Source organism: Alloyangia mangrovi (genome assembly GCF_002300555.2).
Taxonomy (GTDB): Bacteria; Pseudomonadota; Alphaproteobacteria; order Rhodobacterales; family Rhodobacteraceae; genus Salipiger; species Salipiger mangrovi.
In genome coordinates this window covers 15,355-38,341 of record NZ_NTHN02000043.1, presented here as the reverse complement: position 1 = coordinate 38,341, position 22,987 = coordinate 15,355, and the positions used below count along the sequence as shown (strand labels likewise).

Annotated in this window: 20 protein-coding genes, 1 tRNA gene and 4 pseudogenes; 12 read left to right on the top strand and 13 right to left on the bottom strand. The window is 66.3% G+C overall.

Going from position 1 to position 22,987, the window contains the following annotated elements; all coding sequences use genetic code 11:
• Nucleotides 1-73: 73 nt before the first annotated feature.
• Nucleotides 74-769 (top strand): CbiX/SirB N-terminal domain-containing protein, encoded by a 696-nt coding sequence (locus CLG85_RS19700; protein WP_095884086.1) that lies wholly within the window; start codon nucleotides 74-76, stop codon nucleotides 767-769.
• An 80-nt stretch (nucleotides 770-849) separates the two neighbouring features.
• Here the strand turns inward: CLG85_RS19700 and CLG85_RS19695 are convergent.
• The 4 genes and pseudogenes from CLG85_RS19695 to CLG85_RS19680 all read right to left on the bottom strand — a co-directional run bounded on the left by CLG85_RS19695 (nucleotide 850) and on the right by CLG85_RS19680 (nucleotide 4,573).
• Nucleotides 850-926, bottom strand: a tRNA-Arg gene (locus CLG85_RS19695).
• Between the two features lie 66 nt (nucleotides 927-992).
• Nucleotides 993-2,374 (bottom strand): annotated as a pseudogene (locus tag CLG85_RS19690) (sensor histidine kinase).
• Between the two features lie 19 nt (nucleotides 2,375-2,393).
• Nucleotides 2,394-3,812 carry a dihydrolipoyl dehydrogenase family protein gene (locus tag CLG85_RS19685; protein ID WP_260349894.1) on the bottom strand — a complete coding sequence of 473 codons (1,419 nt, stop codon included), beginning with the start codon at nucleotides 3,810-3,812 and terminating at the stop codon, nucleotides 2,394-2,396.
• Between the two features lie 19 nt (nucleotides 3,813-3,831).
• Nucleotides 3,832-4,573 (bottom strand): annotated as a pseudogene (locus CLG85_RS19680) (TVP38/TMEM64 family protein).
• A gap of 350 nt (nucleotides 4,574-4,923) precedes the next feature.
• Between CLG85_RS19680 and rpmH the strand changes: the two are divergent.
• From rpmH to CLG85_RS19625, 11 genes and pseudogenes are all read left to right on the top strand, one after another.
• Entirely contained in the window at nucleotides 4,924-5,058 is a 135-nt protein-coding gene (gene rpmH, locus CLG85_RS19675) for a 50S ribosomal protein L34 (RefSeq protein ID WP_095881835.1), read from the top strand.
• A gap of 133 nt (nucleotides 5,059-5,191) precedes the next feature.
• A complete protein-coding gene (gene rnpA / locus CLG85_RS19670) occupies nucleotides 5,192-5,569 on the top strand; it encodes a ribonuclease P protein component (protein ID WP_235865365.1) in 378 nt (125 codons plus the stop codon).
• On the top strand, nucleotides 5,566-5,787 hold the full coding sequence (yidD, locus tag CLG85_RS19665) for a membrane protein insertion efficiency factor YidD (protein ID WP_095881837.1): 222 nt from the start codon (nucleotides 5,566-5,568) through the stop codon (nucleotides 5,785-5,787). The genes rnpA and yidD overlap by 4 nt, the downstream gene beginning before the upstream one ends.
• 8 nt (nucleotides 5,788-5,795) lie before the next feature.
• On the top strand, nucleotides 5,796-6,686 hold the full coding sequence (gene ttcA, locus CLG85_RS19660) for a tRNA 2-thiocytidine(32) synthetase TtcA (RefSeq protein WP_095881838.1): 891 nt from the start codon (nucleotides 5,796-5,798) through the stop codon (nucleotides 6,684-6,686).
• 61 nt (nucleotides 6,687-6,747) lie between these two features.
• Nucleotides 6,748-7,614, top strand: a pseudogene (locus CLG85_RS27475) (diguanylate cyclase domain-containing protein); the annotation flags it as partial.
• A 19-nt stretch (nucleotides 7,615-7,633) separates the two neighbouring features.
• Nucleotides 7,634-8,311, top strand: a complete 678-nt coding sequence (locus tag CLG85_RS19650; protein ID WP_311735011.1) for an EAL domain-containing protein — start codon at nucleotides 7,634-7,636, stop codon at nucleotides 8,309-8,311.
• 376 nt (nucleotides 8,312-8,687) lie between these two features.
• Nucleotides 8,688-10,515: pseudogene (gene yidC / locus CLG85_RS19645) on the top strand (membrane protein insertase YidC).
• Nucleotides 10,512-11,255, top strand: coding sequence for an MOSC domain-containing protein (locus CLG85_RS19640; RefSeq protein ID WP_095881840.1), 744 nt, complete (start codon nucleotides 10,512-10,514; stop codon nucleotides 11,253-11,255). The pseudogene yidC and the gene CLG85_RS19640 overlap by 4 nt, the downstream one beginning before the upstream one ends.
• Nucleotides 11,252-11,908: a ribosome biogenesis GTP-binding protein YihA/YsxC gene (yihA, locus tag CLG85_RS19635; RefSeq protein WP_095881841.1), complete on the top strand. Its 657-nt coding sequence runs from the start codon at nucleotides 11,252-11,254 to the stop codon at nucleotides 11,906-11,908. Before CLG85_RS19640 ends, yihA begins: the two co-directional genes overlap by 4 nt.
• 78 nt (nucleotides 11,909-11,986) lie before the next feature.
• Nucleotides 11,987-12,880: an acetylglutamate kinase gene (gene argB, locus CLG85_RS19630; RefSeq protein ID WP_095881842.1), complete on the top strand. Its 894-nt coding sequence runs from the start codon at nucleotides 11,987-11,989 to the stop codon at nucleotides 12,878-12,880.
• Between the two features lie 32 nt (nucleotides 12,881-12,912).
• Entirely contained in the window at nucleotides 12,913-13,404 is a 492-nt protein-coding gene (locus CLG85_RS19625) for a SixA phosphatase family protein (RefSeq protein ID WP_095881843.1), read from the top strand.
• Between the two features lie 346 nt (nucleotides 13,405-13,750).
• Here the strand turns inward: CLG85_RS19625 and CLG85_RS19620 are convergent, their stop codons facing one another.
• The 9 genes from CLG85_RS19620 to CLG85_RS19580 form a co-directional block, all read right to left on the bottom strand.
• Complete coding sequence (locus CLG85_RS19620) at nucleotides 13,751-14,539, bottom strand: amino acid ABC transporter ATP-binding protein (RefSeq protein WP_095881844.1); 789 nt, start codon at nucleotides 14,537-14,539, stop codon at nucleotides 13,751-13,753.
• Nucleotides 14,540-14,550: 11 nt separating this feature from the next.
• The gene (locus tag CLG85_RS19615) at nucleotides 14,551-15,867 is read right to left on the bottom strand and encodes an ABC transporter permease subunit (protein WP_095881845.1); all 1,317 of its coding nucleotides are present in this window, start codon (nucleotides 15,865-15,867) and stop codon (nucleotides 14,551-14,553) included.
• 1 nt (nucleotide 15,868) lies between these two features.
• Nucleotides 15,869-17,293: an amino acid ABC transporter permease gene (locus CLG85_RS19610; RefSeq protein WP_095881846.1), complete on the bottom strand. Its 1,425-nt coding sequence runs from the start codon at nucleotides 17,291-17,293 to the stop codon at nucleotides 15,869-15,871.
• Between the two features lie 158 nt (nucleotides 17,294-17,451).
• Nucleotides 17,452-18,471, bottom strand: a complete 1,020-nt coding sequence (locus CLG85_RS19605; protein WP_095881847.1) for an amino acid ABC transporter substrate-binding protein — start codon at nucleotides 18,469-18,471, stop codon at nucleotides 17,452-17,454.
• A 196-nt stretch (nucleotides 18,472-18,667) separates the two neighbouring features.
• A complete protein-coding gene (locus CLG85_RS19600; RefSeq protein WP_095881848.1) occupies nucleotides 18,668-19,381 on the bottom strand; it encodes an ATP12 family chaperone protein in 714 nt (237 codons plus the stop codon).
• The gene (locus CLG85_RS19595) at nucleotides 19,378-20,055 is read right to left on the bottom strand and encodes an HAD-IA family hydrolase (RefSeq protein WP_095881849.1); all 678 of its coding nucleotides are present in this window, start codon (nucleotides 20,053-20,055) and stop codon (nucleotides 19,378-19,380) included. The genes CLG85_RS19600 and CLG85_RS19595 overlap by 4 nt, the downstream gene beginning before the upstream one ends.
• Before the next feature lie 4 nt (nucleotides 20,056-20,059).
• A complete protein-coding gene (locus CLG85_RS19590) occupies nucleotides 20,060-21,112 on the bottom strand; it encodes an RluA family pseudouridine synthase (protein ID WP_095881850.1) in 1,053 nt (350 codons plus the stop codon).
• Nucleotides 21,109-21,483 carry a fluoride efflux transporter CrcB gene (gene crcB, locus CLG85_RS19585; RefSeq protein WP_095881851.1) on the bottom strand — a complete coding sequence of 125 codons (375 nt, stop codon included), beginning with the start codon at nucleotides 21,481-21,483 and terminating at the stop codon, nucleotides 21,109-21,111. Before crcB ends, CLG85_RS19590 begins: the two co-directional genes overlap by 4 nt.
• Nucleotides 21,484-21,659: 176 nt before the next feature.
• Complete coding sequence (locus tag CLG85_RS19580) at nucleotides 21,660-22,979, bottom strand: replication-associated recombination protein A (protein ID WP_260349892.1); 1,320 nt, start codon at nucleotides 22,977-22,979, stop codon at nucleotides 21,660-21,662.
• Nucleotides 22,980-22,987 lie beyond the last annotated feature (8 nt).

The window sequence follows — 22,987 nt, the reverse complement described above, 5'->3', positions numbered from 1 at the left end:
AACTTGGAAGAGTTTTCGAAACCTCTTGCGGCGCTAGTTTGCGCGGCACGACTGACTATCGAGGCCTGAAGACATGACCCGATCCGCCCTCATCGTCGCCCATGGCAGCCCCTCAGATCCCGATCCGCAGGAAGCGGCGTTGAAGGACCTCGCGGCGCGAGTCGGCGCGCTGCTTCCCGGCTGGCGCATCGGCGGTGCCACGCTGGCCAAGGAGGGGGCCTTCGACGCAGCCGTGGCAAAGCTTGGTGGCCCCTGGATCTACCCCTATTTCATGGCGCGTGGCTATTTCACCAAGAAGGTGCTCGCCGAACGGGCCGAACCGCTGGGGCTGCGGGTGCTGGAGCCCTTCGGCACCGAGCCTGCGCTGGTGACCAGTGCCGCCCATGCGCTGCAGCGTGCACTCTGCGAGAAAGGCTGGCCGGCGCAGGATACAACCCTGCTGATCGCCGCCCATGGCAGCGCCGTGTCCCGCACCAGCGCGGAAAGCGCGCGCGACTTTGCCGCCGCGCTGAAGGCCGAGATGGGATTCGCCGAGGCACTTGCGGGCTACGTGGAAGAGCCGCCCTTCCTGAGCGAGTCGGCCCGGATTATCGGTCAGGCGATCTGCCTGCCGCAATTTGCGCTCAACGCGGGTCATATGCTGGAGGATGTGCCGGAGGCGCTGGCGGAGGCAGGGTTCGCAGGGCCGGTCCTTCCGGCCTTCATCGACTGGCCGGAAACCCCGGAGCTGATCGCGCAAAGCCTTGAAAGACAGGCCGCTTCCGCCTGATCCGGGGGCAGCGGAAACACAAAAAAGAAGGCCACCGCGTTGCGGTGGCCTTCTTTTTTTTGCCGTCCCCCGGTGGGGAGTGGCGGACCGAGGAGGATTCGAACCCCCGACCCCTTGATTCGTAGTCAAGTACTCTATCCAGCTGAGCTATCGGTCCGTGAGGGCGGGGTTTAGAGTTTGTTCGGAGGATGCGCAAGAGCGATTTCGAAAAAAACTTCCGATCTTACCCTAAGTCACCGGTAGGAAGGCGAATTTCGAAGCAGGTGCCGCCCTTGTCGGAGCGCAGGAGCTGCAGTTTCCCGCCGTGATTCCGCACCAGCTCGGCAACGATGGCCAAACCGAGTCCCGCCCCGCCCTTGCGCGCGCCGCCCTGGAAGGGCTGGAAGAGATGCTCGCGCGCCTTCGGCGGCAGCCCGGGGCCGGTATCGGTGACCTCGATCACCCAGGCGTCCTCCTCGGCCCGGCCGATACGGCGATCTCGCCCTCCACGCCGGAGCCGGTGATCGCCTGACGGGCGTTGCGCACGAGATTCCCGATGGCGCGATAAATCTGCTCGGGATCGCCGCGAATCTGCATCGAAGCGGGAATGTCCTCCGAGAGACTCACCTCGTGCTCGCCGATCGCCAGCCGCTCAGCCTCGAGCACCTCGTTCACCAGCTCGGCGAGGTTGAACTGGGTGAGCATCGGCGCGGGCTCCTCGGCCTTGCCGAAGGCCAGCGTCGTCTCGCAGAGCGACACGGCTCGGGTGATCGAGCTGACCAGCTTGGGCGCCATGCGCTTCACCGCCGGATCCTCGGACATCTCGATGCGGTCGGTGAAGAGCTGCGCCGAGCTGAGGATGTTGCGCAGGTCGTGGCTGACCCGCGCCACAGCGCCACCAAGCTGCGCCAGCCGCTCCTTCTGCCGCAGCGACTGCGAGAGCTGTGTCTCGAGGGATTTCAGCGCCTCCTCGGCCTCGCGAATCTCGCGCACGCTGGCGATGGGCTTGATGATCCGCCGCGCGTCCTCGGGATCCTCCGCGTAGCGCTGCATGTGGCCGACAACTCCCTTGATCGGCTTCACCAGCAGCACCCGCACCGCCAGGAAGAGCAGCAGCGCGGTGATCAGCGACAGCAGCGCCGAGACCAGCAACACCCCGAGACCGAAGTCGATCATCGCGGTGCGAAGCGGCAGGCTGTCCATGGTGACCTCGATCAGCTCGCCACCGTCGTCCTTGGGATAGCCGAGCACCCGGATCAGCCGGGGATTGGGGTCGATCAGCCGTTTCAGCGCGTCCTTCATCAGGATCAGCGGGCCTGCCTCGCGCAGATCGTAGGTCTCGTCCACCGAGCTCGGCATCGGCGACGACAGCGCCAGTTCGCGCCGTTCGTCGCGCTGCAGCACGACGTTGTAGACCCCGGCATTGTCGAGAAGTTCGGCCTCGAGCTCGGGCGCCAGCACGTCGTCGGCCAGCAGCGCCAGAGAGGCGATCTGCGCGCGCTCGAGGTGGTCGTTGAGAAAATCCTGCCGGAATCGCGCCACCGAGGGCACGAAGATCAGCACTTCGGCCAGCATCACGAAAACGGTCGTGAGGACAAGAAAGCGGCCTGAGAGCGAGTTGAACATGAAGGGCGGTCTTGAGCTTTCAGGGGAGCAGGCGTTGAACTGTTCGTGTAACAGCCTTGACCGTGCGGTTTTCAAACAATCTGGGTGTGAAATAGGATCCGGCAACCCGTTTGTTAAGCTCCCCCAACGTCGGATAGGGCGCGACCATGCCCGCGATCTGGCTGATCTTCACCTTTGCCGAGAGCGCCAGCGCCCATGTGGAGATGAGATCGCCGGCCTGCGCGCCGACGATCGTGGCCCCCACGGGCCGCCCCTTGTGCACCATGACCTTGGCCAGACCGGCGGTCTCGCGCTCGGCGATGGCGCGGTCGTTGTGTTGCAGCGCCTCGCGCAGCACCTCGAGCTTCTCGCCATAGCGCTGCCGCGCCTCCACCTCAGTGAGGCCGACATGGGCAAGCTCGGGCCGCGTGTAGGTGGCGCGGGGAATGTGGTGCGTCGCGACCTTGGCCGGCAGGCCGAAGAGCGCCGAACGGATCACGATGCCGGCGTGGTAGCCTGCCAGATGGGTGAACTGCAGCCCGCCCGCCGCGTCGCCGATGGCATAGACCCTGCGGTTTGTCGTGCGCAGACCTGCGTCGACCTTGATGCCCGTCTTGGTCGAATCGATCCCGGCCACCTCCAGCCCGAGCCCCGCGGTGTTCGGCCGGCGCCCCGCCGCGATCAGCAGGTGCGAGCCGGTGAGGGTCTTGCCGCTTTCCAACTGCAAATCGATGGCGCTGCCCTTCTGGCTGGCCGCCGTCACGGTTTCGCCTTCGAGAATCGTCACCCCCTCGCTGCGCAGGTGGTCGAGCACGATCGCCGCCATTTCCGGGTCTTCCCGTCCGAGCGCCCGCGCCCCCTCGACCACGGTGACCTGCGATCCGAATCTTCGGAAAGCCTGCGCCATCTCCATACCGATGGGGCCGCCGCCGAGAATCAGCAGCTGAGCGGGCAGCGTGTCCAGCCCCCAGAGGGTCTCATTGGTCAGATAGGGAACATCCGCGAGCCCCGGAACCGGCGGCACGGCGGGGGCCGACCCCGTGGCCAGCACGATGCGGCGCGCGGTGATGCGGTGGCGCCCCGCCTCGACCTCGCGGGCCGACACGAAGCGCGCCTGTTCGCGGATGACCCGCACGCCGAGCCCCTCGAAGCGCTCCTGCGAATCCACCGGAGCGATGCGGGCGATGATCTCCTGCACATGGGCGCGGACGCGGGGCCAATCGACGCGCGGCGCCTCCAGATCGACACCGAAGGCACCGGAGACCTCGGGGGCGTAGGCCTGCGCCGCAGCCGCAATAAGCGCCTTCGAGGGTACGCAGCCGTAGTTCAGGCAATCCCCGCCCATCTCGCCGCGCTCGACCAGCACCACGCTGGCCCCCATCTGCACCGCGCCCGCGGCGACCGAGAGCCCGCCCGAGCCGGCGCCGATGATCAGAAGGTCGGTCTTGATCGTTTCCATGGCACGCGTCTCCCTGACCTCAGATACCCTTGCGCGCTCGCCAAGAGCGCAGAATGATCGGCAGCGCCGCCAGCGCGGCGAGCCCCAGCAGCGGGCCGATGACCTGCGGCGCCCAGAGCAGGCTCAGGTCCGGCGTCTCGCCCCGGTCGAAGACAGAACCGACCCCCACCCCGATCGAGGTGAAGACCAGCGCCCCCGGAATGATGCCCAAGGCGGTCGTCCAGGCAAAGTTCCAGAGCCCGACGCCGACCAGCGCGGGCAGCAGGTTCGCCACGAAGAAGGGCACCGCCGGTACCAGCCGCAGCAGCAGCAGCACGCTCACCTCGTTCTGCCGCAGTCCGTCGCGCAGTGTCTTCAGCTTGCCCTCGGAGGCATCGAGCCTGGCCGCGAGCACCCGCCCCAGCCCGGCGCGTGCCGCGAGAAAGATGGCGACGGCACCAAGGCTGGCCGAGAGCACGTTCAGCGCCGTGCCCGGTCCGAGGCCGAAGAGGAAGCCTCCGGTCACCGAAGCGACCGCGGCCCCCGGCAGCGAGAAGGCGACGATGGCGACATAGGCCGCGACGAATCCCCCCGGCGAGCGCCAGGTAATTGCTGTCGCGCAGCGCCAGCAGCGCCGACCGATTCTCGCGCAGCGTGTCGAAACTGATGTAGTCGCGCAGCGTGAGCGCACCGATCACCGCAACCAGCGCGATCAGTGCCAGTGGCAGGTGCCGCAGGAGGCGGGCGCGGGAAGGCGGAGGAGTAGGGTCCTGATCTGTCATCCTCCTAGAATGGCGTGCGGAATCGCCCGCGCACAGCCCTATCACGCGGCCTTGATCACGACCCGTCCATGCGCGCCGTCTTGCGCCCCGAGCACCGAACCTGCAAGGGCGCAACACGCCCGGCTTCGGAAATCTTGCCCGCAGGTCCGGTTAGAGGTTTGACACGGGAGCCACTCCTGCCTATAGCACGGGCCTCGAATGACCCGGCCCGGCGAATCCGCTTAGGGCCTTCTGTGATGTAAGCTCTTGCTGCCAATCCACTGGCGCACCGGGCGGACGCCGCAGGCAGCAATGAGACCATGTAGACAGACCGGCCTCCCCCGAGGCCAGATCAGACGGAGAAGAGCGCGATGAAACGCACCTTTCAGCCTTCGAACCTCGTTCGCAAGCGCCGCCACGGCTTCCGTGCCCGGATGGCCACCAAAGGCGGCCGCGCGGTTCTGAATGCGCGCCGCGCACGCGGCCGCAAGAAGCTCAGCGCCTGAGCCGCGCGCTCTGCCCATGGCGGAGCGTGTGCACAAGACACCGGCCAAGGCCGCTTCGGGACAGACCGGGGCGGCCTTTGCGCTTGGCGTGCGTGCGGATGCGGAACTCAGCAACGCCCAAGGCGATGCCCTGATGGGGACGGATACCCCGAAGCTCGAGGTCCTGCGCAAGCGCAGCGATTTCCTTGCGGCGGCGCGTGCCCGGCGACAGCCGGTGCCGTCCTTCCTGCTTCAGGCGCGCTACCGCGATGACGGCTCCGACCTCATCCGCGTGGGCTTCACCTGCTCGAAGAAGGTCGGCAATGCCGTCGCCCGCAACCGCGCCAAGCGCCGGCTGCGCGAGATCGCGCGCCTCGGCCTGCCGGAGCTCGGCAAGCCGGGCTGGGATTACGTGCTGATCGGCCGCGCCGGTGCAACCGCCGAGCGCGAGTTCACCGCACTGCAGGGCGAGCTTGCGCAGGCGGTGCGGCAGATTCATGCGCCGCGGAAGCCCCGGAAGCCGCAGTCGTGAGCCCGCTCGCGCATATCGCTGCCCTGCCCGTCCGCGCCTATCGCCTGATCTTCTCGCCCTGGGTCGGCCATGGCTGCCGCTTCCAGCCGACCTGCTCCGCCTACGCGCTCGAGGCGCTCGAGAAGCATGGGGCGGTCAAGGGCTCCTACCTGACGATCCGCCGCATCCTGCGCTGCCACCCGCTCGGCGGGTCCGGCATCGACAACGTCCCCGATTGAGGCCGCCCATGTTCGACGACGACGCCGACGACATCCACCCGCTGTTCTACGGCGCCCCCAAGAGCACCGAGTTCAAGAAGCTGCGCAAGCGCATCGTGCAGAACACCCGCGAGGCGGTGGAGCAATACGGCATGATCGAACGCCGCGAGGATGGCTCCATGCCCAGATGGCTGGTCTGCCTCTCGGGTGGCAAGGATAGCTACACATTGCTCGCCGTGCTGCACGAGCTGAAGTGGCGTGGCCTGCTGCCGGTCGAGATCCTCGCCTGCAACCTCGACCAGGGCCAGCCGGGCTTTCCTGCGACGGTGCTGCCCGAGTTTCTCGAGAAGATGGGCGTGCCGCACCGGATCGAGTATCAGGACACCTATTCGATCGTCATGGACAAGGTCCCGCAGGGCCGCACCTACTGCGCGCTCTGCTCGCGCCTGCGCCGCGGCAACCTCTACCGCATCGCCCGCGAGGAGGGCTGTTCTGCGGTCGTGCTGGGCCACCACCGCGACGACATCCTCGAGACCTTCTTCATGAACCTCTTCCACGGCGGACGGCTTGCCACCATGCCGCCGAAGCTGGTCAACGAGGAGGGTGACCTCTTCGTCTACCGCCCGCTGGCGCATGTCTCCGAGGCGGATTGCGAGAAATTCGCCCGCTCGATGAACTACCCGATCATCCCCTGCGATCTCTGCGGCTCGCAGGACGGGCTGCAGCGGCAGCAGGTGAAGCAGATCCTCGATGGCTGGGAGAAGAACTCCCCCGGTCGGCGCCAGGTGATGTTCAAGGCGCTGACCAACATCCGTCCATCGCACATGATGGACCCCAAGCTCTTCGACTTTGCCGGGCTGATGCGCGACATGACAAAGCGCGCGCCCGATGCCGACGACGGGATTCCCGACCTGCGTTAAGCCTCGCCTTACCCCTTTGCGCTAGTTCTGGTGCCGTCTCTGACGACGCAGGGGGCGCACCATGCCGCCGGATCACGCATATAGGCCACCTCTCCACCACAGTGCGGCACGGACACGGGCGCTGCTGCACCGCTGGATGCTCGGGCCGCACATGCTGGCCTTTCTCCCCGCCATCTCCCTTGCCGGCTTCTGGCTTGGTGGGGAAGTGCTCCTTCTGGCGCTGGCGCTGACCATTCCGCTGATCTACGGGCTGCTGCTCACTGGCGACTCCCACGCTGCCCTCAGCAGCGCCCGCAGTGGACGCGACCTCGTCAGCATGGCCATGGCGCAGGAGCTTGCCGAAGACAGCTATGAGCGCGCCCGCGCCGCGGAAATGCACACCGCCTGCCTGCTCTTCGAAGCCGAGGGGCTGGACACCATCTCGCGCCGCATAGGCGAGGAGGTGGCGGAAACCCTGCGGGTGCTCTTCCTCCACCGCCTGCGCGAGCTGCTGCGCCCCGAAGACAGCGCGATGCGTATCGGCGACTCGCGCTTCATGGCGCTGATCGCCCCCGGACTCCGCCTCGATCTCGAGGCGCTGCTTGCCCTTGCCGACCGGCTTCAGCATGGGTTGGAAGAGCCCGCCGCCACTGACACGGGCGTGCATTACCTTTCAGTCGCCATCGGCTTCTGCGGCTCCTCGCGGCTTCGCAAGGGGGCCGAGGGCTCCGACATGCTCGACTGCGCCCAGGCCGCGCTGCGCGAGGCGATGGACAATGCCCCCTCCGCCATCCGTGCCTGGAGCGAGGGGATGCGCGCCGAGCGTCGGGCGCGCACCGCCCTGCTCTCCGAGGTCGAAACCGCTCTGGCGAAAGGGCAGATCCAGCCCTGGTACCAGCCGCAGCTCTGCACCTCGACCGGCGAGATCAGCGGGGTGGAGGCCCTGGTGCGCTGGATGCACCCGCAGCATGGCATCGTGCCCCCCCGCCCGGTTTCTCGAAGCGCTGCAGGATTCGGGCCGCATGGAACAGCTCAGCGACGCGGTGCTGCACCACAGCCTGACGGCGCTGCGCGGCTGGGATCAGGACGGGCTGCGCATCCCCCGCGTCAGCATCAACTTCTCCGAGGTCGAGCTGCGCAATCCGCGGCTCGTCGACCGCCTGAAATGGGATCTCGACCGCTTCGGCCTGCCCGCCAGCCGACTCGGGGTGGAAGTGCTCGAAACGGTGATCGCCGAAAGCCCCGACGGGATCATCGCCCGCAATATTTCAGCGCTGGCGCGGATCGGCTGCCGCATCGACCTCGATGATTTCGGCACTGGTCACGCCTCGATCGGCGCGCTGCGGCGGGTCACCGTACACCGGCTGAAAATCGACCGCAGCTTCGTCACCCGCATCGACCGCAGCGAGGACCAGCGGCGCATGCTCGCGGCAATCCTCGGGCTGGCGGACCGCCTGGGCCTGGAAACCGTGGCCGAGGGTGTCGAGAGCAGTGGCGAACACGCCCTGCTGGCACAGCTCGGCTGCGACCACGCGCAGGGATTCGGAATCGCCCGCCCCATGCCCGCACCGCAGCTCGCCGAATGGGCCCGCGCGCACGCGCTGAACATCGCCGCTGCGCAGAAACTCGGACGCAGCAACGGCTGACCCCCCGCACCTGCTCCAATCGGACCGCCGCTGGTCTCCCGCGCCATCGCAAGCCGGCCCCCATGCAGGCGCCCACGCCGGCCAGTCGTCAGCCTGCCTCCGTCGAAGTCGCGGAGAGGACATGCTGTTTGGCGTCCCCCAGGCCACGCATCCGGTGCGCCCTGGCCAGCTTGCGCCCTTGCCCACTCGGCGGAGCCGTCCGCGATCGCTCGGCCTGATCGAGCCTGCCCGCGCTGCCCCACCTCTCTGTAACGCCACGCTCCATGGCCTGAAACGCCGACAAACCCCCTTTTCGGTCATGATTCGGCTTGACCTTTGGGGGTCCGCCCTGTTGAACCCGGCCTTGACTTTCCAAGGACAGGTGGCGGTCTCTCGCATGGACAATCAGAACAAGAATCTGCTCATCGCCACGGCGCTGAGCTTCGTCGTGATCCTCGTCTGGTTCCTGCTTTTCCCGCCACCGGAAACGACGGTGGACGCGACGGCCCCGGCCGCGACCGAGCAGACGCTCGGAGACCGCGCCCGGCGTGACCGCGCCGAATGCGGCGACCGAGACGACCGAGGCCCCGGCCTCCACCGCGACCCCCGCGGCCACGCTCGAAACCGCGCGCGTCGACATCGCCGCGCCGAACCTGATCGGCTCCATCGCCCTCACCGGCGGCCGGATCGACGATCTCAAGCTGAGCCAGTACCACGAGACCAACGACGAGAGCTCGCCGATGGTGACGCTGCTCGAGCCCGTGGGCAGCGACAGCCCCTATTACGCCGTCTACGGCTGGGCCCCCGGCAACGGGCTGCAGGCCGGCGACGTGCCCGGTCCGAACACCGAGTGGAGCGTCGAAAGCGGCGAGACCCTCGATGTCGACAGCCCGGTCACCCTGCGCTGGGACAGCCCCGCCGGCCTGATCTTCCGCCGTACCTTCGCCGTCGACGAGAAGTTCATGTTCCGCGTCACCCAGTCGGTGGAGAACACCTCGGGCGCCGAAGTCTCCGCCGCACCCTACGGCATCCTTGCCCGCCACGGGGAGCCGGCGGATCTCAAGAACTTCTTCGTGCTGCACGAGGGCTCGGTCTCGATGACCGACGGCACCCTGGCCGAGAACAAGTACAAGAAAATCCGTGATTTCGACCCGGCAGCCGAAGCCGGAACCCGCGCCGAGACCTACCAGGTGTCGCAGAACGGCTGGATCGGCTTCACCGAACACTACTGGGAAACCGTGCTGATCCCCGATGGCGGCACCAGCTACCGCCAAGCGATCAAGTACAACGAGGCCCGCGACATCTATCAGGCAGAGATCGTTCTGCCGACGCAGACCATCGCCCCCGGTGCCACTGCCGAGGTCTCGACCCGCATGTTCTCGGGCGCCAAGGTCTGGGAAGTGATCAACGCCTATCAGGACCAGGGCGTCGACCGCTTCGTCGACAGCATCGACTGGGGCTGGTTCTTCTTCCTCACCAAGCCCATCTTCTGGCTGCTGCACCATCTGCACCAGTGGATCGGCAACATGGGTGTGTCGATCATCGCCCTGACCATCTTCCTCAAGGCACTGCTCTTCCCGCTGGCCTACAAGTCCTACGTCTCCATGGCGAAGATGAAGGAACTGCAGCCGCAGATGGAGGAGATGAAGAAGAAGGCCGGCGACGACCGCCAGAAGCTCCAGCAGGAGATGATGGCCCTCTACAAGCGCGAGAAGGTCAACCCGGCTTCGGGCTGCCTGCCGATCCTGCTGCAGATCCCGATCTTCTTCTCGCTCTACAAGGTGATCTTCGTGGCCTTCGAGCTGCGGCACGCGCCCTTCTTCGGCCCGTTCCAGGACCTCTCGGCACCTGATCCCACCTCACTCTACAACCTCTTTGGCCTGCTGCCCTGGGCGGCTCCCGAGGCGGGCACGACGCTGGCCATGATCTTCATAGGCATCCTGCCGATCCTGCTGGGCATCTCGATGTTCCTGCAGCAGAAGCTGAACCCGACCCCGGCAGATCCGGCGCAGGCGATGATCTTTGCCTGGATGCCCTGGGTGTTCATGTTCATGCTCGGCGGCTTCGCTTCGGGCCTGGTGCTCTACTGGATCACCAACAACACGATCACCTTCACCCAGCAGTACCTGATCATGCGCAGCCACGGGGCCAAGCCTGACGTGTTCGGCAACATCCGGTCGACCTTCAAGCGCAAGCCCAAGGACGCGAAGTCGGGCGGAAAATGAGCGGACGGGTCACCCAAATCTGGCGCCACCCGATCAAGGCCCATGGCCGCGAGGCGCTGGACCGGGTGACCCTTCATGCGCACCAGTGCCTGCCCTTCGACCGGGCCTGGGCGGTGGCGCACGAGCTCTCGGATGCGGACGGCTCCGAATGGGTCCGCTGCGGCAACTTCAGCCGGGGCGCCAAGGCGCCCCAGCTCATGGCGATCAGCGCCGAGATGGACGAGGCGGCGGGCACCATCACCCTGCACCACCCGGACCGCCCTGACCTGACCTTCGATCCCGATAGCGACAACGACGCCTTCCTCGACTGGGTGCGCCCGCTGATGCCCGAGGACCGGGCGCAATCGGCGCGGCTCGTCCGGGCGCAGGCGCGCGGCATGACCGATGCGCCCTTCGCCTCGATCACCCTGTGCAACATGGCCTCGCACCGTGCGGTCGAGGCGCAGATCGGCCAGCCGCTGTCGATCCACCGCTGGCGCGGCAATATCTGGCTGGACGGGCTGGCGCCCTGGGAAGAGTTCGATTGGGTCGGGCGCGAGATTCGCATCGGCGGCGCGACCTTCATCGTGCGCGAACGGACCGGCCGCTGCGCCGCCACCACTGCAAACCCCGAGACAGGCCAGCGCGATGCGGATACGCTGGGCGCGCTGCGTCACTGGGGACATACGGATTTCTCGGTGCAGGCCGAAGTGACAGAGGGCGGCGAGATCGCCCATGACGACGAGGTAACCCTGCTGTGACGACCCCCCTTCCCTTTCCCATCGCCGAAGAGCCCGATGACGCCACCCGCGAGGCGGCGCGCAAGGCCTTTGCCGGTGACGTGCAATTCCTCAAGGGCGTGGTCGCCATGGACGGGCTGCCGCCTGACGACCGCCCCGAGGTCTGCTTTGCCGGGCGCTCCAACGTCGGCAAGTCGAGCCTGATCAACGCCCTCACCGGGCGCAAGGGCCTTGCCCGCGCGTCGAACACGCCGGGCCGGACGCAGGAGATCAACTTCTTCACGCTGAACGAGAGCCACTATCTCGTCGACCTTCCGGGCTACGGCTTTGCCAATGCGCCCGTCGCGATCGTCGAGAAGTGGCAGCGGCTGCTCAAGCAGTATCTCTCGGGTCGGGTCTCGCTGCGCCGCGCCTTCGTGCTGATCGACGCCCGCCACGGGGTGAAGGCCGTGGACGAGGAGATCATGGAGTTGCTCGACAAGTCCGCCGTGACCTTCCAGGCGGTGCTGACCAAGACCGACAAGCTCAAGGCCAAGGACCTCGACAAGATCCTTGCGCAGGTGCGCGAGAAGCTCTCGAAGCACCCCGCGGCCTATCCGGAGATCGTGCTGACCAGTTCCGAGAAAGGGGACGGCATCCCGACCCTGAGGGCGATCATCACCGGGCTTTCCTGAATTTCCTCTTCGCAATCCCCGGCGTTGGATCTAGTTCTCCGGAACAGAGACCTTTCCCGCATCGAGGATGCACCCCAGATGAAGAAGCAGACGATGAACCGAGACTGGATCGCCACCGCCCGCACCCTGAACGAAGCCCTGCCCTACCTGCAGCGCTACACAGGCGCGATCGTGGTGGTCAAGTTCGGCGGCAATGCCATGGGCGACACCGACGCCATGGCGGAATTTGCCCGGGACATCGTGCTGATGCGTCAGGTCGGCGTGAACCCTGTCGTCGTGCATGGCGGCGGCCCGATGATCAACGACATGCTCGCCAAGCTGAACATCCAGTCCGAGTTCAAGCGCGGCAAGCGGGTCACCGATCAGGCCACCGTCGAGGTGGTCGAGATGGTGCTGACCGGCCTCGTCAACAAGCGGATCGTGCAGGCGATCATGGACGAGGGCGGCCGCGCCGTGGGCCTCTCGGGCAAGGATGACGATCTCATCGTCTGCGAGGCGGACGATCCGGAACTGGGCTTCGTCGGCCGCCCGGTGGAGTGCAACGTGCAGGTGCTGCACGATCTCTTCGCCGCCGGGATCATCCCCGTGGTGGCTCCCGTCGCCACCGGCATGGACTATCTAGAGACCTTCAACGTCAACGGCGACACCGCCGCCGGCGCGCTTGCCGCGGCGCTGAAGGCCGATCGCCTGCTGCTGCTGACCGACGTGTCGGGCGTAAAGAACAAGGCCGGCGACGTGGTCACCCAGATGACCCCCGAGGAAGTGCGCGCTATGATCGACGACGGCACCATCGCCGGCGGCATGATCCCCAAGACCGAGACTGCTCTGAAGGCGGTCGAGGAAGGCGTGCGTGCGGTGGTTATCCTCGACGGGCGCGTGCCCAACGCCTGCCTGCTCGAGCTCTTCACCGAGCATGGCGCGGGGTCGCTGATCCGCCGCGCCGATCTGGAACCTGCGCGCCCACGCAGCTGAAAGGCGGCGCGTGGCCCAAAAGGGAGAGGGCTATGAAACGGCTCATCCTCATGCGCCACGCGAAATCCGACTGGTCGGTCGGCATGCCCGACCACGCGCGGCCGCTCAACGCGCGCGGACGCAAGAGCGCCGAGGCGCTCGGGGACTGGCTCCGGGCGCAGGACATCCTGCCCGATCAAGTGCTCTGCTCCTCGGCCGCACGCACCCGCGAGACGCTGGATCTGCTGAACCTCGGAGAGGTCATGACCCGCTTCGAGGACCGGCTCTACCTCGCGGCCCCGGCAACGCTGCTGAAAGGCCTGCAGGGCGCGAGCGGCGAAACCGTCCTGATTCTCGCGCACAATCCGGGAATCGGTGATTTCGCGCAGGGGATCGTTGAGCGGGGGCCGGATCATCCGAAATTTGGCGCCTATCCCACCGGCGCCACGCTGGTCGCGGATTTCGAGACCGGCGACTGGTCCGACGTCCGCATGGGCAGCGCCCGCTGCCATGCGTTTGCCGTGCCGCGCGATCTGCTGACTTGAGAAACCCCTGCGAAACCGAAGTCCAAAAAAAAGTGACGCCCGCGATCCCCCTCCCAAAGGATCGCGAGCGCCGCTGCGCCGGTCACTAGGCGAAGGCCCTGACGTCACGTGGTCCGGGTCAGCCGCATCGTATCGCACATCCTCCCCTACGGCGATCCGATCTCGGCCGACACTCGGACGACCACACTACGCAAGTCCCTTCTCGAAAACCGGTACAGATTTCTCCGGCCGATGGCCGAAAAGCGTCAAAACTTAGACGCTTCGTAACGGACTGTAACACAAGTGACAAAAAAACGAGCCCCAATTTAATGGGGCTCGCTATTAATATTCATATTTTTTCTGTGGATTAGTGCCCGAGAATCTGGCTCAGGAAGAGTTTCGTCCGTTCGTGCTGCGGATTGTTAAAGAATTCTTCCGGCTCATTCTGTTCCACGATCTGTCCGGCATCCATGAAGATGACCCGATTCGCGACCTGACGGGCGAATCCCATTTCGTGGGTGACGCAAAGCATGGTCATCCCCTCTTCGGCAAGTTCGACCATCGTATCGAGCACTTCCTTGATCATCTCGGGGTCGAGCGCCGAGGTGGGTTCGTCGAAGAGCATGATCCGCGGCTTCATGCAGAGCGAACGGGCGATCGCCACGCGTTGCTGCTGGCCGCCCGAGAGCTGGCCGGGGTACTTGTTGGCCTGCTCGGGGATTTTCACCTTCTCGAGGAAGTGCATCGCCGTCTCTTCCGCCTGCTTCTTGGGGATCTTGCGAACCCAGATCGGCGCCAGCGTGCAATTCTCGAGAATTGTCAGATGCGGGAAGAGGTTGAAGTGCTGGAAGCACATGCCGACCTCGGAGCGGATCTTGTCGATGTTCTTCAGATCCGAGCTCAACTCGATGCCGTCGACGACGATACTGCCCGCCTGGTGTTCCTCCAGGCGGTTAATGCAGCGGATCATCGTCGACTTGCCCGAGCCCGAGGGCCCGGCGATGACGATCCGCTCGCCGCGGTAGACCGTCAGGTCGATGTCGCGCAGCACGTGGAAGGTCCCGTACCACTTGTTCATCTTCGTGATCTGGATGGCCACCTCGTCGGAGACCTTCATCTGGCTGCGATCGACTTCGCGTGTTGCAAGTTCAGACATAAAAGGTCTCCTTAGCGGTGCTCTCTACGGAGCTTTTTCTCGAGGAAGAGCGAATAGCGGCCCATGCTGAAGCAGAAAATGAAGAAGCACAGGCCGATAAAGACGAAGAGTTCCCAGTAAACGCCGTTCCAATCGGTGCTCGCACGGATCGAGCTGGAAAGGCCAATGGGATCGAGAAGGCCGATGAAAACGACCAGCGTGGTATCCTTGAACAGACCGATGAAAGTGTTCACGATCCCCGGGATCGAGATTTTCAGCGCCTGCGGCAGGATGATCAGCCGCATCGATTTCCAGTAGTCCAGCCCCAGCGCGTCGGCGGCCTCGTATTGCCCCTTCGGAAGTGCGGCAAGACCGCCCCGGACCACCTCGGCGATATAGGCCGCCGAGAAGAGCGTCACCATGATGATGACGCGCAGCATCAGGTCGAAGTTGGTGCCCGGCGGCAGGAAGTAGTTCAGCAGCAGGGACGCGGTGAACAGCCAGACGATCAGCGGCACGCCGCGGATGATCTCGATGAAGGCCACCGAGAACTTGTTGATGATGAACATGTCCGACTGCCGCCCCAGCGCCAGCAGGATGCCCAGCGGCAGCGACAGCACGATGCCCGACACGCCGATGATCGTGGCCAGCAAGAAGCCGCCCATCTTCTGCGTCGCCACGGTCTGCAGCGACAGCGGCACCACCGAGGCCAGCGCCCCGGCCAGCGGGCCGCAGACGAAGAGCCAGTAGAGCACCGGCACGATGATCGCCAGGATCACCGCCAGCAGCGCGCCGATCTTCGGCGCGGCATAGGTCATGATCGCCCAGCCGATGACGAAGCCGAGGATGGCTGCGATCGGCCCCCAGATCGAGCCGCCCCAGATCAGCCAGAACAGCGCGAAGGGCGCGAGGGCGGTCACCCAGAGCATCTTGCGCGGCACCGAGCTGAACAGCACCGGGGCAACCGCCGCGAGGAAGAGCAGAAAGGCGAGGATCGGCCGCCAGTAGAGCTCCTTGGGGAAGAAGCCGAAGATCAGCTGCGGCCAACGTTCCGCCAACACCGCCCAGCAGGCGACTGAGGCATCGGCGCCGTAACGCTCCGCCGCCAGTGCCCGACACTCGGACAGGTTGGAGGCGTCCCAGATGCCGCGCAGGGCCCAGGGCAGCAGGTGGCTCAGGGCCGCGTAAACGACCCAGAGCGAGAGCAGGGTGAGCAGGATGTTAAGCCAGCCCGAGAAGAGGTTTTCACGGATCCACTTCACCGCGCCAACCTGGTTCAGCGGCGGATCCTGCTGGTCGAGCATGGTGTCGCGGACATAGGCGACGGTCTGTGCGTGGGTGTCGCTCATGTCACCGCTCCTTCAGCTTCACGGAGGAGTTGTAGAGGTTCATCACGCCCGAGATCAGCAGGCTCAACACCAGGTAGAACAGGCCCAGAAGCAGCATGCCCTCGAGTTCGCGGCCGGTCTGGTTGATGGTGATGCCCCCGAGGGTCGAGCGCACGTCCATGTAGCCCACGGCGATGGCGAGCGAGCTGTTCTTGGTCAGGTTGAGGAACTGCGAGATCAGCGGCGGGATGATCACCCGGAGCGCCTGTGGCAGGATCACCAGGTTCATCGTCGTGCCCGGACGCAGACCCAACGCATAGGCCGCCTCGGTCTGCCCCTTGGAGATGGCAAGGATGCCGCCGCGCACGATCTCGGCGATGAAGGCGCCGGTATAGAGCGACAGCGCAAGCCACAGGGCGATCAGCGAGTTGCGCAGGTGCACGCCGCCGTCGAAGTTGAAGCCGCCGAGATGGGGCTTGTCGAGCGAAGCACCCAGCCCCACCAGCACCACGATCAGCGGCACGAGCACCGCGGCGATCTGCAGCGGAAGGGTCATCGGGCGCTTGCCCGTCGATTCCTGGATGTGCGCGGCGCGCGTGCCCAGAAGCTTGGCCCCGACGCCGCCCGCGATGAGCACCGCAAGGATCAGCAGCCAGTCCCAACCGGAGGAGGTCGGGATAACCTCGCCACCCTCTGCGGCACCGTCTCCCGCCTCACCACCTGCAGCCGCAGAGGTGCCGGACTGCCCGGTCTGCACGCCGGCGCCGCCGGTGGCGATGCGGCTTGCACCGTAGGTGCCGGCCATGTTGGTGGTGGCCGCCGCGGCAGCCGGAGCCTCGGGTTCGGGGGCGGCGACGTCGTTGCCGCCCAGCGAGCGGCTGAACACCACGTTGGGAATGTAGACGCCGCGGTTGGTGATCGCCACGCTCTCTCCGAGCAGCATCGACGAGCCATCCTCGCCGCGGAAGTCGCGCGGGGCTGGCATGGATTCGGTCATCAGCGCGAAGATCAGTACGATCCACAGCAGTAGCGGCACGTTGCGGAAGCCCTCGACGTAGACCGCGGTCAGCCGCGAGACGACCCAGTTGTTCGACAGCCGCAACACGCCCGCAATCACGCCGAGCACGGTGGCGAGGGCGCAGCCCAGCACCGCCACGAGCAGCGTGTTGAGGATGCCGACCAGGGCCGCCCGGCCGTGGGTCATCTGGTTGTTGTAGTCGATGAGCTGCTGGTTGATGTCATAGCCCGCGGGCTGCGACAGGAACCCGAAGTTGAAGTCCTTGCCCAGTGCCTCGAGGTTATGGATCGTGTTGGAAATCAGCCACGACAGCAGCAGCCCTATCAGGACCATCGCAACGACCTGGATGGTCATCGAACGGTAGCGCGTGTCGAAAATAAGCTGACTCAGCCGGAAGCCACGCTCCGGCGGATCCGAGATGGTCGCCATTTAGTTCTCCCCGGACGCTTCCGTCACCGAAGGATACCGCGGTGGTTTCTCCACCGTCTGCCCTGCCGGAAGCGCGCTTTCGTTTTATGAAGGCGAAATCGTCTAGATGAGGTGGAAAGGGGCGCAGGTTGTCCCTGCGCCCCTCGCCAAGTCCGGTATCAGCGGAAGGGCGGGCTGTAGAGCAGGCCACCTTCGGTCCACTGCGCGTTCAGGCCGCGCGACAGGCCGATCGGGGTGGCTTCGCCGATGTTCTTCTCGAAGATCTCGCCGTAGTTGCCGCCCGCCATGATGGCGCGCTTGGCCCATTCTGCGTCGAGGCCGAGCATCGCACCCAGTTCACCCTCGGTGCCGAGCAGACGGTTGATCTCGGGGTTGTTCGTCGGGGCCGAGGACAGCTCCGCGATGTTGGCCGAGGTCACGCCGTATTCTTCGGCCGCGATCAGCGCGTTGAGGGTCCAGCGGGCAATGTCGCCCCACTCGTTGTCGCCGTGGCGGACGAGCGGACCGAGCGGCTCTTTCGAGATGATCTCCGGCAGGATCACGTGATCCGACGGGTTCTCGAAGGTGGCGCGGGTGGCCGCGAGGCCCGAAGCGTCGGTGGTGTAGACGTCACAGGCGCCGGCCAGATACTGCTGCTGCGCTTCGGCGTTGGTCTCGATCGGAACCGGCTCGTAGCTGATGTTGTTGGCGCGGAAGAAGTCCGCGAGGTTCAGCTCAGTGGTGGTGCCGGTCTGGATGCAGACAGTGGCGCCATCGAGCTCCTTGGCCGAGGCCACGCCCAGCGACTTCGGTGCAATGAAGCCCTGACCGTCGTAGTAGTTCACGCCGATGAATTCGAACTTCAGGTCGACATCGCGCGAGAAGGTCCAGGTGGTGTTGCGGGCCAGCACGTCGATCTCGCCGGACGCCAGCGCGGTGAAGCGGGTCTGGCCGGTGGTCTGGGTGAAGGCGACCTTCATCGGATCGCCGAGGACCGCTGCGGCGAGCGCACGGCAATATGCCACGTCGAAGCCCTGCCACACGTTGTTTGCGTCGGGGGCCGAGAAACCGGCGAGACCCGTGGACACACCGCACTTCAGCTCCCCGCGCGCTTTCACGTCGTCCAGGGTCGCGGCGCCGGCTGCACCGGCCGCGAGTGCGGCGACGGTCAGAGCGCCGAGAGTTACGGTCTTTTTCATGTTAACCTCTTCCTGTTGTCCGGCCCTCTTGAGCCGGTTCCTTGATCCTTGCTGGATCGGCTTATTAGCCAGGGGCTCCCTCCCTGTGCTGAGGGGAGTTTGGGAGGAAAGTTTTGGCGAGGTCAAGCCGGTCCGACGCGAAAAAAGGCATGCAAATGCCCAGATCTTACGCAAGGATCTTGCGAGAGGTTTGAGATTAGGCAGCTTGGCAGAGGGCGAAAAACCGGTGTGCGTGCAGGAAGGCCTGGCGTTTGATTTCCGCCGCTTCCCGAGCCTCTTCGTCCTCGCCCCAGAGTTCTTCCTGGAAGGTTTCGTCGAGCCGCGACAGCGCCCAGAGGTCCTCGGCGTCGTGCTCACTCTGCGTGGCGGCAAAGCCCAGCACCAGCGAGCCAGTCAGCGCCACGAGGTCATGAAAGGCCGCCAGCTCGAACGGGCTGAACGCATGGGTGCGCTCCGCAAGAAAACGCAGCGGCGCCTCGGGCTGTGAGGCGTGCATGATCCCGGCGCGCGGTTCGAGCCGGGCGCCCATCTCGCGCGCCGCCCAGTCGAGCAGCGGATCCCAGCGCGCGGCCTGCCGCGCGACCAGTTCGGCCGGGCTCTCGGCACGGTAGCACAGCAAGTCGCTGTCGCCGTATTCCGCCAGCATGTCGGCCACCTCGGGGTGCTGCGGCGCGACCTTGTCGATGGCGCTGTTTGCGGTGCGGGTGAAGGGCATGGTGCGCGGGTCGATCTTTTCGTCCTGCGCGCGCCATTCCTCGGCCATGGCCTCGGCGATCGCACGGCTGGGCACCACAAGCGGCGCCTTGCCCGGGGTGCGCAGCGGGCGCCCGTCGAGGTGGACGATGTAACCACCCTCGGCCTTTTCGACCGTGGCGTCCTTGTAGAAGCGGCGGGGCGCCCATTCGCTCATGCGGCTTGGCTCCAGAGTTGCTCCAGCAGCGCCGGAAGCGTGCGGATGTCGTCGATGATGGTACGCGCGGAGGCAAGCCGCGCGCGGTCGTGATAGCCCCAACTGACGCCGATGCCATGAACCCCGGCGTCGCGCGCCATGTCCATGTCGAAGCTCGTATCGCCTAGCATGACGGCCTGATGCGCCTCGACCCCGGCCTCGGCCAGCGCCGCCTCGATCATCGCCGGATGCGGCTTGGAGGGGTGGTCGTCTGCGCATTGCTGGGTGACGAAGAGACTGCGGATGCCGTGGCCGTCGACCAGCCGGTCAAGCCCGCGGCGCGACTTGCCGGTGGCGATGCCGAGCAGCCACTCGGGCCTTGCGTGAAGCTGATCCAGAACCTCCCGCACGTGCGGGTAGAGCGGCGAGCTGGCCTCGGTGCCGTTCTCGATGCGCAGGCGCATGTAGGAGGCTTTGTAGCCCTCGACCATGACCTCGATCGTGGCGGCATCGACACCCGGCGCGAGCCGCGCCACGGCCAGCGGCAGCGACAGGCCGACGATGCCGAGGATCTCCTCGCGGCTCGGGGCCTCCATGCCGACCTCGGCAAAGGCGCCGCGCATCGAGGCGAGAATATCCGCCTGGCTGTCGACCAGCGTGCCGTCGACGTCGAAGATGATCAGTTTCAGGTCCATGCGCTCAGTGCAGCTCTTCGAAGGGATCGTCCGCGGCGAGGTCCTCGGTCCAGCCGAAGGTCTCCCAGCTCTGCGCCATGTGCTCGGGCAGCGGCGCGGTGACGGTCATCGGCTTCTTGGTCACCGGGTGCAGGAAGGTCATCGAACGCGCATGCAGGTGCAGCTTCTTCGAGATGATGCCGCCGAGCTGCGCGCCCCAGCCGTCGCCGAGGTTCTCCTGTCCCGAGCCGCCGTACTTTCCGTCGCCGATGATCGGATGGCCGATCTCGGCCATATGGGCGCGAAGCTGGTGGGTGCGGCCGGTCACCGGCTCCATCGCCACCCAGCTCGCCCGGCCCGCGACGCGGTAGAGCGTGGCATAGAGCGTGTGGGCGCGCTTGGCGCCGGGGGTGCTGTCGATGTCGCGCGGATGGATGGCGCGCATCTTCTCGCCCTCGCCCGAGGCACCGTGGCCGCCGGCCTTGACCAGCCCGTACTTGATCTCGCCGAGGTAGGGCGTCGGCACGCCGGCCACCAGACCCCAGTAGATCTTGCGGGTCTCCTTGTGGCGGATGGCAGCGGTCAGCGCCTGCGCCATCTCGCGGGTGCGCGCCAGCAGCAGCACGCCCGAGGTGTCCTTGTCGAGCCGGTGCACGAGGCGCGGCTTCTCGTCGTAGCCGAATTTCAGCACCTCCGACAGCATGTCGACGTGGCGGGTCTGCTTGGAGCCGCCCTGCGTCGGCATGCCCGGCGGCTTGTTGAGGGCGATGATGTGATCGTCCTTCCACAGCACGCAAGACTGGATCAGCTTGGTGTCGGCGTCCGAGACCTTGGACTTCGGCGTCGCCGCGAGCTTGGCCATCTCCTCGGGCTCCGGCAGCGGCGGAACGCGCACCTGGTTTCCCACGGCAAGGCGGGTCGAGGCCTTCACCCGACCGCCGTCAACGCGGATCTCGCCCTTGCGGCACATCTTCTCGATGCGGCCCTGCGGGACGTGCGGGAAATGGCGCTTCATCCAGCGGTCGAGACGCTGATCGCCGTCGCCCGGCCCCACGGTGACTGTCTGAACGCGGCTCATGCGAAGAAACTCCGAGTGACCAGCAGCCCCGCGAAGAGTGCCGCCAGCGAGACGGCCACCGAGACCGCCACGTAAAGGCCCGCCTGCGCGACATCGCCGCGCTCGTAAAGCGTGGCGAAATCCAGCGAGAAGGCCGAGAAGGTTGTGAAACCGCCCAGCACGCCGGTCATCAGGAACGGCGCGAAGCGGTTGGAGGTATTGGCGAGGATCACCACGATGGCGCCCATGGCAAAGGAGCCGAGGATGTTCACCGTCAGCGTCCCCCAAGGGAATCCCTTTCCGAGCAGCCGCGTCATGGCGAGGCCGGTCAGATAGCGCCCGCTGGCGCCGAGCGCTCCACCGAGCGCGACTTGTAAAACCGTGAGGATCATCCGCGGGACATGTGCGAGGGGGCGCGGAATGTCAAGATTTTCGGGGGTTCGGAGCCAGTGCCGCGGCGCATGGCCGCCATGTGCGCGCGCCCGGCACACGCCGTGCCGGGAAGGGGGCTCCGCCCCCGCCGCGGCTGCGCCGCGACTCCCCAGGGATATTTCCACCTAGAAGAAGGTCAGGCGTTCCGATCTCGCCGGAGCTTGGCGAAATAGTCGAGGCGCTTCTTCAGTTCGCGTTCGAAACCGCGCTCGACCGGGGTGTAATAGCTGCTCCGGCCGATTTCCTCCGGGAAGTAGTCCTGGCCGGAAAAGCCGTCCTCGGCGTCGTGGTCATAGGCATAGCCGCTGCCGTAGCCCTGCTCTTTCATCAGCTTGGTCGGGGCGTTGAGGATATGCTTGGGCGGCGGCAGCGAGCCGGTCTTCTTCGCCGCGGCGCGCGCGGCCTTGTAGGCGACGTAGGTGGCGTTCGATTTCGGGGCCAGCGCGAGGTAGACCAGCGCCTGCGCCAGCGCCAGCTCCCCTTCGGGCGAGCCGAGGCGCTCGTAGGTCTGCCAGGCCTGCAGGCAGACCGCCTGCGCCTGCGGATCGGCGAGGCCGATGTCCTCGACCGACATGCGGGTGATGCGGCGGGCGAGAAAGCGCGGATCCTCGCCGGCCTCGAGCATCCGGGCGAACCAGTAGAGGGTGGCATCGGGATCCGAGCCGCGCACCGATTTGTGCAGCGCCGAGATCAGGTTGTAGTGCCCGTCACCGGACTTGTCGTATTGCGCGGCGCGGCGCATGAGCCGGGAAGAGAGCGCTTCAGTGGAGAGCGCGCCCTCGACGCGCCAGGCCATGACCTGTTCGATAAAGTTGAGCAGCGCCCGGCCGTCGCCGTCGGCCATTTCCAGCAGCGCGGCGCGGCCGGCCGCGTCCAGCGGCAGGCTCCGGCCAAGCTCGTGCTCGGCGCGCTGCGCGAGGCGTTCAAGATCGTCGCCGGTGAGCCGCTCCAGCACCAGCACCTGCGCGCGCGACAGCAGCGCCGCGTTGAGCTCGAAGCTGGGGTTCTCGGTGGTGGCGCCGACAAGGAGGATCGTCCCGTCTTCCATATGCGGCAGGAAACCGTCCTGCTGCGCCTTGTTGAAGCGGTGGATCTCGTCGACGAAGAGCAAGGTGCCCTGCCCGTTGCGGTGGCGGATCTTCGCGGCCTCGAAGACCTTTCGCAGTTCCGGCACGCCGCTGAAGATGGCGCTGATCTGGACGAAATGCAGGTCGGTGGCATCCGCCAGCAGCCGCGCGATCGTGGTCTTGCCGACCCCGGGCGGGCCCCAGAAGATCAGGCTCGACAGCGCCCCTGCGGAGAGCATCACCCCGAGCGGCGCCTCGGGGCCGAGCACCTGCTGCTGGCCGATCACCTCGCCGAGCGCTGTCGGCCGCAGCCGGTCCGCCAGCGGGCGGGGACCGCTGCGCTCGGGTTCGGGGCTGCGGCCCGCGGGATCGTCGAAAAGATCGGACAAGCCGTCGC